Annotated in this window: 8 protein-coding genes and 1 tRNA gene; 8 read left to right on the top strand and 1 reads right to left on the bottom strand. The window is 59.2% G+C overall.

The window, feature by feature from the left end; genetic code table 11:
- Window positions 1-41: 41 nt before the first annotated feature.
- The 5 genes from ABEB25_RS07950 to ABEB25_RS07930 all read left to right on the top strand — a co-directional run bounded on the left by ABEB25_RS07950 (window position 42) and on the right by ABEB25_RS07930 (window position 8,449).
- Window positions 42-1,271, top strand: a complete 1,230-nt coding sequence (locus tag ABEB25_RS07950) for a hypothetical protein (RefSeq protein ID WP_345735859.1) — start codon at window positions 42-44, stop codon at window positions 1,269-1,271.
- Between the two features lie 116 nt (window positions 1,272-1,387).
- Entirely contained in the window at window positions 1,388-1,885 is a 498-nt protein-coding gene (locus ABEB25_RS07945; RefSeq protein ID WP_345735858.1) for a low molecular weight protein arginine phosphatase, read from the top strand.
- A gap of 139 nt (window positions 1,886-2,024) precedes the next feature.
- Entirely contained in the window at window positions 2,025-3,734 is a 1,710-nt protein-coding gene (rpiB, locus tag ABEB25_RS07940) for a ribose 5-phosphate isomerase B (protein WP_345735857.1), read from the top strand.
- Window positions 3,735-3,895: 161 nt separating this feature from the next.
- The gene (locus tag ABEB25_RS07935) at window positions 3,896-4,723 is read left to right on the top strand and encodes a 3-keto-disaccharide hydrolase (RefSeq protein WP_345735856.1); all 828 of its coding nucleotides are present in this window, start codon (window positions 3,896-3,898) and stop codon (window positions 4,721-4,723) included.
- A 156-nt stretch (window positions 4,724-4,879) separates the two neighbouring features.
- Window positions 4,880-8,449 (top strand): PVC-type heme-binding CxxCH protein, encoded by a 3,570-nt coding sequence (locus ABEB25_RS07930; protein ID WP_345735855.1) that lies wholly within the window; start codon window positions 4,880-4,882, stop codon window positions 8,447-8,449.
- Window positions 8,450-8,914: 465 nt separating this feature from the next.
- On the opposite strand, the gene rlmN is transcribed toward ABEB25_RS07930, so the two are convergent.
- Window positions 8,915-10,006: a dual-specificity RNA methyltransferase RlmN gene (gene rlmN, locus ABEB25_RS07925; RefSeq protein WP_345735854.1), complete on the bottom strand. Its 1,092-nt coding sequence runs from the start codon at window positions 10,004-10,006 to the stop codon at window positions 8,915-8,917.
- A gap of 127 nt (window positions 10,007-10,133) precedes the next feature.
- Here rlmN and ABEB25_RS07920 point away from each other — a divergent pair.
- The 3 genes from ABEB25_RS07920 to ABEB25_RS07910 all read left to right on the top strand — a co-directional run bounded on the left by ABEB25_RS07920 (window position 10,134) and on the right by ABEB25_RS07910 (window position 11,925).
- A tRNA-Arg gene (locus ABEB25_RS07920) sits at window positions 10,134-10,208 on the top strand.
- 366 nt (window positions 10,209-10,574) lie between these two features.
- A complete protein-coding gene (gene kdsA, locus ABEB25_RS07915; RefSeq protein WP_345735853.1) occupies window positions 10,575-11,405 on the top strand; it encodes a 3-deoxy-8-phosphooctulonate synthase in 831 nt (276 codons plus the stop codon).
- A gap of 25 nt (window positions 11,406-11,430) precedes the next feature.
- A complete protein-coding gene (locus ABEB25_RS07910) occupies window positions 11,431-11,925 on the top strand; it encodes an LptA/OstA family protein (protein ID WP_345735852.1) in 495 nt (164 codons plus the stop codon).

The following is an 11,925-nucleotide window of genomic DNA, read 5'->3' as shown; positions in this document are numbered from 1 at the left end:
CGGCCATAAGGCCGGGCTGGGGGAACGGTATTTTTGTCCCTTTGCTCACCTGCCTGCTGTTCGCCTGCCTGCTTCAGGGCCAGACCTTGCAGCTCGATCCAGGCAAAATCTTGAGCCAGGTCATTCCCTCGGCCCCTCCGGTCGCGCCGGTGGAAACCATCTCCCAAGGTTACCTGTACCTGGAGCCTAACCAAATGCGTTTCGAGGTGCTGTATGATGCAGCCACCGTCCTGGCTTGGGCAAAACAGCCCATCCCGGCCTCCTTGGATGCAGCTTCACAAAAGGCCCTCACAGACGCACTCGCGGCCAAGTCTGAGGAATGGTGCCGTCTCGGGACGGCCCAACTTGGCAAAGGCACTTTTCTGGGGGCCTCCATCATCAAGGGGAAGCCTGGAGCCACCCTGCCTTTTGAAGAAGGGACAGCCCTGCCCGTCCGGGAAGCCATGGTCGGTCTGATCTGGGAGTTTCCCCTGCCTCCGGCTCCGGATGAAGTCCTCATTCAGTGGAGCGGAACCCTGAATCAATTCTCTCTGCCCATCCGCATTTTTTACGGGACCAAGAGCGAAACCGTCGAGGCCGCAATCGGCGGCCCTCCGCTCAGATGGCGGGCCAAAGGCAAGCTTCCCATGCCGGGTCCTCTTGCCGCCGTGCCCAAGATCAGCCTCTTGCCACCCTGGCAGGTCCCTGCTGCCAGCCTCATCTGGTTCACGGGCGGATTGGTCTTTTTCCTGTGGGTGAAACTTCGCGGCCATCGTCTGCCGGGTGGGGCCGTCGCTTTTTTGGGGGCTTGGTTGCTGGGTGCTTTGCTGACCTGGCCCCTCTTTGTCGTCAAGGTCCCCCGTGGTTTGGCCGCGCCCCCGGTGAATGAAACGGCTGCTGCCGAGGCCATTCTGTCCCCCTTGCTTCGGAATGTGTATCGCGCCTTCGATTACCGTTCTGAATCCGATATTTATGATACCCTCGCCCGCAGCGTGGATGGCGAGTTGCTGCGTCAGCTCTATCTGGAGACCCTTCAGGCCCTGACACTGGAGGGCAGGGAAGGCACCCGAGTCACCATCACCGAATTCAGCGCCGAGGTCATGGCCGTGAAGGAAAATCCCGCCGGGGCAGGTTTCGTCACCGACTGCCAATGGACGGCCCTCGGGACCGTCGGGCACTGGGGCCACGCCCATACGCGGGTGAACCGCTACACCGCTCAGGTGACCGTCGCCCCGGTGAAATCGGAGTGGAAGATCGTCAAACTGGAGGTGCGGGAGGCACGGCGGATCTGAGTTTTACCTTCAAAGTCGGTTTCCGGGGCCACTCCCCTTTTGACAAAACGCCCCTGCGCGGCACTCTGCCATCCCGCCAGCCCGGTGGGGCGTAGTCTCTGAAACCCACGCGCCTTTTGAAAAACGTCCTCTTCGTCTGCACTGGAAACACCTGCCGCAGCCCTCTGGCTGAGGTGCTGTTCCGTGACCTGACGAAGGACCTAGCCGATTACCACGTCAGCAGTGCCGGTGTCGGTGCCTATTCAGGTCATCCCGCCAGCCGCAGCAGCGTCGCTCTGGCCAAGGAAAAGGGCCTGGACCTTTCGAAGCACAAAAGCCGGGCTGTCACCGTGGATCTGGTGGAAAAGGCCACCCACATCTTTGCCATGAGCCGCAGCCATCTGGCAGCCATCCTCATGAACCACCCGGAGGCGGAGGATAAAGTGTACCTCGTCTCCGAATTCACGGCCGAAGATAGCCTACGTGGCCGTGACCTGAGCGACCCTTTTGGAGGTGATCTTTCCGAGTATCGCGAGACCCTGGAGCATCTGGAAAAGATGCTGCCCAGCGTCCTCGCCTACATCGAGCAAACCTGGAAAGCGGAGGCCGGCCGAGGTCGCACGCAGGGGGATTAGAGCGGGGGAAAGGGCATCTTTAACGAGGCCTTTTCCCGTGATTCATCCTCCTGCCGCACCCTGTCCATCATTCGATTTCTTCATTTTTGTATTCGATCTTTTCATTTTCAAAACCCCCTCTTTTTCGCCAATCATCTCCATGAGCACATCCACCGCCTCAGACCTGCCCCAGAAACTCGCCATTGGTTCCGACCACGGCGGTCTGGGCCTGAAGGACGCCGTCGTCGCCCATCTCCAAAGCAGCGGTTATGCCGTTCAGGATTTCGGTACTCATTCGGCCGATTCCGTGGACTACCCGGATTACGCTGAACTGGTCACCCAGAGCGTCCTTTCGGGTGATGCCGATGCAGGCATCCTCGTCTGTACCACAGGCATCGGCATGAGCATCGCCGCCAATCGCCATCCTGGCATCCAGGCCAGCCTCGTCAGCGATGCTGAAACCGCCGCCATCACCCGCGAGCACAATGACTCCAATGTCCTGTGCCTTGCTGCCAAAACCACTTCCGAAGCCACCACCAAAGACATCCTCAACGCCTGGTTGAAGACGCCCTTTGCCGGAGGCCGCCACGGACGCCGAGTCGCCAAAATGAACACCCAGCCCCAACTCCACCCCCTCACCATCCTTGAAACCGCTGATCCAGCCGTCGCCGAAATCGTGCGCGGTGAGCAGCATCGCCAGCAGAACAACATCGAGCTCATCGCCAGCGAGAACTTCACCAGCAAAGCGGTGATGGCTGCGCAAGGCTCCTGCCTCACCAACAAGTATGCTGAGGGTTACCCCGGCAAGCGCTGGTACGGCGGCTGTGAAGAGGTGGACAAGGTGGAGCAGCTCGCCATTGACCGCGTCTGCAAACTCTTCGGTGCCAAGTATGCCAACGTGCAGCCGCATTCCGGCTCCCAGGCCAATGCCGCCGTTTACTTCAGCGTGCTGCAGCCCGGCGACAAGGTGCTGGGTATGAACCTCGCCCACGGCGGTCACTTGACCCACGGGAATCCGGCCAACTTCTCCGGCCGCTTCTACAACTTCTGCCAGTATGGCGTCCGTCAGGACAATGAGCTCATTGACTATGATGAACTCGCCGAAGTCGCCAAGCGCGAGCAGCCGAAGATGATCACTGCCGGGGCCTCCGCCTACCCGCGCATCATTGATTTCAAAAAGATGAGCGAGATCGCCAAGAGCGTCGGTGCTTACCTCTTCGTGGACATGGCTCACATCGCCGGTCTTGTCGCTGGTGGCCAGCACCCGAACCCGATGGAATACGCGGATTTCGTCACCAGCACCACGCACAAGTCCCTGCGCGGACCTCGCGGTGGTATCGTGCTGACGAACAACGAAGACCTCATCAAAAAGATCAATAGCCAGGTTTTCCCAGGTGTTCAGGGCGGCCCTCTCATGCACGTCATCGCGGCGAAGGCCGTGTGCTTCGGCGAGTGCCTGAAGCCTGAGTTTGTTGAATACACCCAGCAGGTCGTCAAAAACGCCCGCGCCCTCGCTGCTCGTCTGGCGGAGCTCGGCTACCGCATCGTCAGCGGTGGCACGGACAACCATCTCATGCTGGTGGACCTGCGCCCTCGCGGACTGAATGGCAAAGTGGCCAGCGAAACCCTGGACCACGCCGGCATCACGGTGAACAAGAACGGCATCCCGTTTGATACCGAGAAGATCACCCTCGGTGGTGGTATCCGCATTGGCACGCCGGCTGTCACCACCCGTGGCATGAAGGAAGCCGAGATGGTGCAGATCGCCAACTGGATCGACCGCGCATTGACCAACAAGGACAACGCCGAAGTCCTTGCCTCCATCCGCGCCGAGATCGCCAGCGTGAACGAGCGCTTCCCGCTGCCGTAACCTCTGTTAGTCGAAACCTCTCCTCGCAGCCGGAACGGAAACGTTCCGGCTGTTTTTTTAATGGGGTGGGACGACCCTATCACAAAAGCATCACCACCGGTTTCATTCGGGCGGAGGAGGGGGCTGCAAGAGGGCGTTGGTATCTCTGACACCCTCCCCGAATGAATATGCGCCTTCTACATCTCTGTGCCGCTTTGGCCGCCTCCTCGCTGTTCGCCGCCGAACCAGTCACCCAAACCATCAATGTGCTGGACCTCATGAAAGCCGGCGAGGTGGAATACCACATCAATCCGAAAGCTGACTTTCATGATCCCGCTAGCGAAGTCTTTCAGCTCAAGGACGGCCTGCTGAACATCAGCGGCAAAGGCTACGGCTACATGGTCACCAAGGAAGGGTACAAGGACTACCACCTGGTGGTGGATTTCAAATGGGGTCCGAAGACCTGGGGCAAGCGTGCGGACCGTGCCCGCGACAATGGCATTCTGGTCCACAGCTACGGACCGCATGGCGCTTTTGGCGATACTTGGATGGCCAGTATCGAGGCGCAGATCATCGAAGGCGGCATTGGCGACATCTTGGTTCTTTCTCCCAAACTGGCCGATGGCACCGAACTGACCACCAGCCTGAAGGCCGAATTTGAACTGGACCGCGACAAGGAGAAGCGCTGGAAAAAAGGCGCTCCTCTCCAGGAAGTGACCAAAGGCCGCATCAACTGGGAGAAGCGCGACGAAGACTGGGCGGACAAGATTGATTTCCGGGGCAAGAACGATACGGACTCGCCAGTGGGTGAGTGGAACCGCATGGAAGTCATCGCCAAAGGCGACACGCTGGAATACTTCGTCAACGGTCAACTCGTCAATGCCGCCTTTGAGTGCAAGCCTGCCGAAGGCCGCATCTGCATCCAGACAGAAGGCGCAGAGATGATCGTTCGCCGTTATGAACTTCATCCGTTAGGCCAGTTCAAGGAAAAGTGGACGACTGGCAAGTAGAGGCATTTTGCGGTCTCATGAATGGCAGCCGGAATGGGAACATGCCGACTGCCTTCTTTTGGGAGGCTGCCTCTGAATCACAAAAACACCACCTCCGGTGCCATTCAGGCTGAGCACCGGAAGGTTGGTTCCGTATCTATCGTAGTACTCCCCATCATGATGCGCTCCACTTTACTTTGTGTCCTTGCATTCGGTTCCGCCCTGTTTGGGGCACAGCCCGTCACTCAAAAGTTGGATGTGCTGGATCTCATGAAATCGGGGGCTGTGGAATACCACATCAATCCCAAGGCAGACTTCCATGATCCGGCGGATCAGGTCTTTCAGCTCAAGGGCAACGAGCTTCACATCAGTGGCAAGGGCTATGGCTACATGGTGACGAAGGAAAGCTTCAAGGACTACCATCTGGTGGTGGAGTTCAAGTGGGGGGCAAAAACTTGGGGTAAGCGTGTGGACCGTGCTCGTGACAACGGCATCCTCGTTCATGCCTATGGACCTCACGGCACCGTGGGTGATACTTGGATGGCCAGCATTGAGGCTCAGATCATTGAAGGCGGCATCGGTGACATCCTGGTGCTTTCGCCCAAACTGGCGGATGGGACGACGCTGACCACCAGCGTGACTGCTGAGATCGAGCTGGATCGCGATAAGGAAAAGCGTTGGAAGAAAGGGGCGCCGCGCCAGACGGTCACGACCACCAGCCGCATCAACTGGGAAAAGCGCGACGAAGACTGGGCGGACAAGATCAACTTCCGTGGCAAGGATGATCCGGATTCCCCCGTGGGCGAATGGAACCGCATGGAAGTCATCGCCAAAGGCGACACTCTGCAATACTTCGTCAACGGCCTACTGGTAAATGAGGCGTTTGACTGCAAGCCTGCCGAAGGTCGCATCTGCATCCAGACCGAAGCGGCGGAGATGATCGTGCGACGTTATGAACTTCATCCGTTAGGCCAGTTCAAGGAAAAGTGGAATCCTATCCAGGCCAGCGGCGGCAGCGATGTCAGTGTGCGCGATGGCCAGACTGCAGCGCTGTCTCCTGAGGAGTCGTTGAAATCCATCCAACTGGATGGTGACTATGAGGCGCAGCTTGTGGCGGCGGAGCCCCTGGTTCTCGATCCCGTGGAAGTCACCTGGGATGCGCAAGGCCGTCTGTATGTAGCGGACATGCGTGATTACCCCCTCGGCCCAGAGCCGGGCAAGCCTGCCCTGTCCCGCATCCAGCTTCTCTCCGATGAAAATGGCGATGGCCGCATGGACAAAGCGGTGACCTTTGCCGACCACGTGGATCATGTGCAGGGCCTGCTGCCCTACAATGGGGGGCTCATCGCCACCACCCGCACGCAGATTCTCTTTCTCAAGGACACGAATGGCGATGGCAAGGCGGACATTAATGAGCCGCTGATCAAGGGCTTCAATCCGCGTCACAGCCAGCTCCAGGTCAGCGCCCCTCGTTGGGGGCTGGATAACAAAGTGTATTTCAACAACGGTCTGGACGCCAAGGAGATCTACCCCGACGAGAGAGGGTTCGTGTCGTCCTCAGAAACCAGCGCGCCAAGCGCGGGGGAAAAGCAGCGGGCAGGAGTGCCCACGCTCCTCTCAGCCAACGTCGCCCGGTTTAATTTCCGCTGGGACCCGAAGACCGGGAAGATCGAGCCCACTAGCGGTTATGGCCAATACGGCGGTGCCTTCGATGACTATGGGCATCACTTTTTCTGCTCGAACCGCAACCCCGTGATGTTTGCCGTCATGCCTTACGAGGCTGTCATGCGCAATCCCCATGCTGGCATCAGCCAGGGCCACGAAGACATCGCCCCGCCTGGAGCTGAGACGCGAGTTTATCCGCTGAAGATCACGCATACCACGGCAGATGCGCATGCGGGAACCAACACTGCCTGTAGCGGCCTGGGCGTGTATCGCGGACACCTCATGCCGGAACTGAAGAACAATGTCTTTGTGCCGGATCCGACGGGGCAGCTTGTGACCCGTTACAAGGTGGAGCCGAACGGGGCCTCGCTGAAGGCCACCCGTGTGGGCGACCGCACCGAGTTCTTCCGCAGCAGCGATGAGTGGAGCCGCCCGGTCAACATGACCACTGGCCCCGATGGCGCGATGTACATCTGCGACATCTATCGTCGCTGGATTGACCACGCTCGCTTCTTCCCGGAGGAGTTCGTGAAGACGCATGACATGCGTCAGGGCGAGAACGAAGGCCGCATCTGGCGCATCGTGAAGAAAGGGCAGAAAGTGCCGAAGATTGAGGCCGCACCGACAGAGATTGAAAAGCTCACGGCCTGGTTGGGGCATGAGAACGCCTGGCAGCGCGAGACGGCACAGCGGCTGCTGGTGGAGCAGGGAAAATCAGTCGGCGGCAAAGCCGAGGTAGTGGGGAAAAATCGCGAGACCTTTTTCCAGATTCTGAATCAGCCGGACAAGGATACCGCGTCAGAAGCTGGTGTCATTGAGGCTCGAGCAAGTGCCATCAGCAAAGCTCCGGAAGATGTCTGGGTGATGCGGGCCGTGCTGAGTGCCAGCAGCCATTCAGCCGGAGCTGTGCTGAACAGGGTGATCGAAAAAGGTGCGGTGACCAAGACCTACTCTGCCCAGCGCATGGATACACTGCGCGCCCTGGCCAGTGCTGCGGCGGCCGGTGGTGAAAAAGGTGATTTCACCTCGGCTCTCAAAGCTGTGGAGACGCAGGCTGGCCAGCTCACTTGGTGGAAGCCTGCCGTGCTGCAAGGTCTCGCGGAAGGATTGCCCAAATCGGGGGGCAAGCTCGGGGCGAAAACCTTGGCTGCCTTTGTCAGCCAGCCTCCCGCAGGCCAGGAGAAAGCAGCCGTGGAGATCAATGCGCTGCTGACTCAGGTTGATGCCGTCATGGGGGATGGCAAGGCGCCTCTTGATCAGCGGCTTGCTGTCATGCCTTTGTTAGCTCAGCGTTCCTGGAACAAGGCGGAGCCGGTGCTGCGCAAGCTGCTGGCGGAAGGCCAGCCCACTGAGTTGCAAACGGCTGCACTGGCCGTGCTGAAGAAATACGGGGCGGACAAAGCCTCCCCACTTATTTATGACCTGCTACCTGCTGCAGGGCCCACTGTGCGGCGGGATCTGGTGACGCTGCTGACCTCGAATGCGAAGACGGCGCTGGACCTCTTCAAGCGCATGGAAAAGGGTGAGTTCTCCCCGGCGCTGGTGGATGTAGAGACGCGCTGGCGCTACCAGCGTGGCACGGGTGAGCTGCGTGATTTGGCCGTGAAACTCTTCGGCCAGCCGAGCGAGGACCGTGCCGCCGTCATCGCCAACTACATGGACAGCACCCATGCAAAAGGGGATGCGAAAAAAGGCCAGCAGGTCTTTGCGATGATCTGCATTACCTGCCACAAACATGGCGATCTTGGTGTGGAGGTCGGCCCTCCGCTTTCCGATGTGAAGGCCAAGCCACCGGAAGCGCTGCTCTCCGACATCTTGGACCCCAACCGCATGGTGGAAGCACGCTGGTGCGCCTACACCATTGAGACGCAGGACGGGCGTGCTCTCAGCGGTCTCATCTCCGCCGAATCCGCCGACAGTGTGACGCTGAAAATGATGGGTGGCCTGAGTGAAACCATTCAGCGCAGCCAGATCAAAAAGATGGTGAGCACGGACAAGAGCCTGATGCCTCCGGGCCTGGAAGGCGCGATCAACAAAGAGCAAATGGCCGATTTGCTGGCGTTTCTGCGCGGGACGAATTGAGCGGACTTTGACAAGGAGTGGGGCTTTCTGTCCCATTCCTTGCGGGACTTTGAATCACGTTCGTTTGTCTGACTGTTGGTTATACTGGCAAGGGGTGGATTTAGGAACTGTCGGGCTCAATCCTTTTCAGATTCTAGGGGGCGTGAGGTTTTCGTTAGTTCAGGGAGGAATCTTGGCGGCTATGCCGCTGGGTTATGACGGCGGAGAAGAGTCTCCGCACTCCTCTCGGGCCTGTCTGTCATCTCACGATCTAGGGGTGGGCGACCTTTTCCAATATCCCTTGGGAGCGATTGGTTTTAATTCATCGGATATCAGGCGGGTTATGCCTACCTGAAGGAACGGGTCGAATCTGTAGCGGAGATTGGGCGAGCTGAAGCTCTGGAGTACTTTGGCTTTGCCTGCTGCGCGGCTTGGCCTTTCTGCTGGAGGATGCATCCTGCGATAACAGGGGTAGCAAACTTTCGGTTAGGCTGATGTGGGCTGGAGGCGGCGGTTCTTTTGTTTCTCGGCCTTGAGCTGGCCACAACCTGCGGCGACATCGATACCGCGGCGCTGGCGGACGGTGCAGGGGATACCTGCTTCCTGAATGATGGCCTGGAAAACATCGCCGGAACTCCCGGCGCTTTCGCGTCCGCTGTAACCGGCGGTTTCATTGAGAGGGATGAGGTTTACGTGGGCATCGAGTCCCGCAAGGAGAGTGGCGACGCGATGTGCGTGCTCGGGCGTGTCATTAACCCCTGCGATGAGAGTCCAGGCAAAGAAGATGCGGCGGCCAGTCTGCTGCCCGTAGGTGTGACAGGCGGCGATGAGCTCGGCCAGGGGCCAGCGTTGATTGGCGGGGATCAAGGCGGCGCGTTCGGCCTCGGTGCTGCCATGCAGGCTGATGGCGAGGTTGTAGGGGCGGTTTTCCGCCGCCAGACGCAGGATGCCCGGCACCACGCCGACGGTGCTGACGCTGATCTTGCTGGGCCCGATGTTGCAGCCGCGCGTGTCGCTGATGAGGTCCAGGGCCTTCATCACGTTGTCGTAGTTATGCAGCGGCTCGCCCATGCCCATGAGGACGATGTTGCGCAGCCGCTCGCCTTTGGCCCGCAGGATGCGCTGGGCATGCAGCACTTGGCCCACGATCTCACCGGGCCGCAGGTGCCTAACAAAACCCATTTGCCCGGTGGCACAGAACACACAGCCCATGGCGCAGCCCGCCTGGGTGCTCACACACACCGTGTGACGCCCGGTGTAGCCCATGATCACCGTTTCGATCTCCTGCCCATCCTGGAGGCGCAGCAGGAACTTTTGGGTCAGTCCATCCCCACTGGGAATGTGGGAAGCCACGGCGAGGTGATCCATCGTGTAGCCGCCTTCGCCCCCCACTTTTTCCGCCAGCCAGCGGCGCAAGGGCGGCACCCATTCATCCCGCACGGCCCGGGCTGCCAGATCCGTCTCGGCCCGGAAATGCAGCGCATTCCACACCGTGCTGACATGGGCTGGGCGCAGGCCGTCTGCCACGTGGAGATCGCGCAGTTCGTCGAAGGTCAGGTCATGGAGGGATAGCGGCACTCGCCCACTATGCACCGCCTGTCTGCCTCTGCCAACGGGGAGTGCGGAGGGGAGGTGTCGCCATCTCAGCATGAAAACTCACTTGCTGCCTCTCTCAGAGCGTGCGATTCTTTGATTCACCCTGAACGCGCTCGTAGTTCAACGGATAGAATGGTGGTCTCCGAAGCCGCATATCCAGGTTCGATTCCTGGCGAGCGCACCAGATGCACTTGCTCCTGTTTCCAATGGATACAGCTTTCCTGTTCAGTTTCATTGTTTGCGCAGATGAACAGGCCCCACCGTCGATGAAGCTCCGCTCGTGGCCGGTCACTCTCTTGCATCGTCATCGGCTCTTCGCTGGTCCTTTCTAAATCTCCTGAGGGGGAGTTTATATTCACAGCAGAAAGCTGAAATTTGAGGGTGTGCCTTTGGAAATGCCCGTTTGAGGAGAATTTTGAAATCAGGGCATCTCGATTCATGCATTCCCTTGCACTTGGCCGCACTTGCAGGTTGTCAGAACTGGCGGGCCTCGCTATTCTGACAGTCGCTCGACGGCGTACGGCCACCGGGCAGCTTCCTTTGATCTCTCATGCTCTCTCTTCCCGTTGTTAAGGTGGGTTCCGTGCCGGTGGATGGTACGCAGCCGTTGTTCATTCTCGGCCCCTGTGTCATCGAGAGTGAGGAATTCATTTGGGACGTGGCGGAGAAACTGGGGGCCATCGCCAACAGCCTGCGCCTGAAATGGGTCTTCAAGGCCTCCTATGACAAGGCTAACCGCAGCGCCATCAGCTCCTACCGCGGCCTAGGCGTGGAAAAAGGCTGCCGCATTTTGGCCGAGATCGGTGCTAAACTGGGCGTGCCGGTGACCACGGATGTACACTCGCCTGAAGAGGCCAAGATCGCCGCCGAGCATGTTGATCTTCTGCAAATCCCCGCCTTCCTGAGCCGCCAGACGGATCTCATCCTGACCGCTGGGGAGACGGGCCGCGCCGTGAATGTGAAGAAAGGCCAGTTCATGGCTCCCTGGGATGTCAAAAACATCGCCGAAAAACTCGCCACCGTCGGCTGCGAAAACTTTCTTTTTACTGAACGTGGAACCACCTTTGGTTATCAAAACCTGGTAACGGATATGAGGTCGCTATACTGGATGCGGGAGCTGGGCTATCGGGTCATTTTTGACGCGACTCACTCTGTTCAGCGTCCAGGGGGCCTTGGCACCACCACGGGAGGCGATGGCAAGTTGGCCCCCGTTTTGGCGCGTGCTGCGGTGGCTGCTGGTTGCGATGGTGTTTTTATGGAAACGCACCCAAACCCGGCCAAGGCTCTTTCCGACGGGCCCAACCAGGTGCCAATGTCTGACATTGCTCAGGTGGTCGAAAAACTGCGGCGCATTCACAGTCTGGTGACGGAGGATTCTTAAAATGAGGTCAGGTAAAACGCTGAGAATGTTGAGACCCTGCCTGGGCATGGGCCTGTTGGCCATCGCCGCGGCTGCCCTGTCCCAGACGGCCACCGAATCTGAGGATGGCGGGGGCATGAGCGCCTTTGGCAAAATGATCCCCCTCGGGTTTGTGAATGAGGACGTCACCGTCCCCTCCTTCAGCGATGGCAAGGCCTCGTCTCTGCTGACGGCCAAGACCCTGACCCGCCTGGACGACACCCTGCTGAAGGCTGAAAACGTCGTCGTGGAAATCTACGGCAAGACACCTGCCGAAACCCTGCGAGTGGAACTGAAAAGCGCCAACTACCACATGGACGAAAAAATCCTCCGCAGCGGCGAACGCAGTCGCGTGGCCCGTGCGGATTTCGAGATGGAAGGCGATTCCATGATCTTTGATACCACGCAGTCCGTGGGCAGCATGAAAGGCCGCGTCCGCACTTTGATCTTTGACAGCGGCTCGGTCTCTGGCAAATCGGAGGGAAGCCAACCATCCAACTGA

It is taken from the genome of Prosthecobacter algae (assembly GCF_039542385.1).
Lineage (GTDB): Bacteria > Verrucomicrobiota > Verrucomicrobiia > Verrucomicrobiales > Verrucomicrobiaceae > Prosthecobacter > Prosthecobacter algae.
Note: the sequence above shows the minus strand (reverse complement) of the source record. Positions and strands in the feature narration are given on the sequence as shown.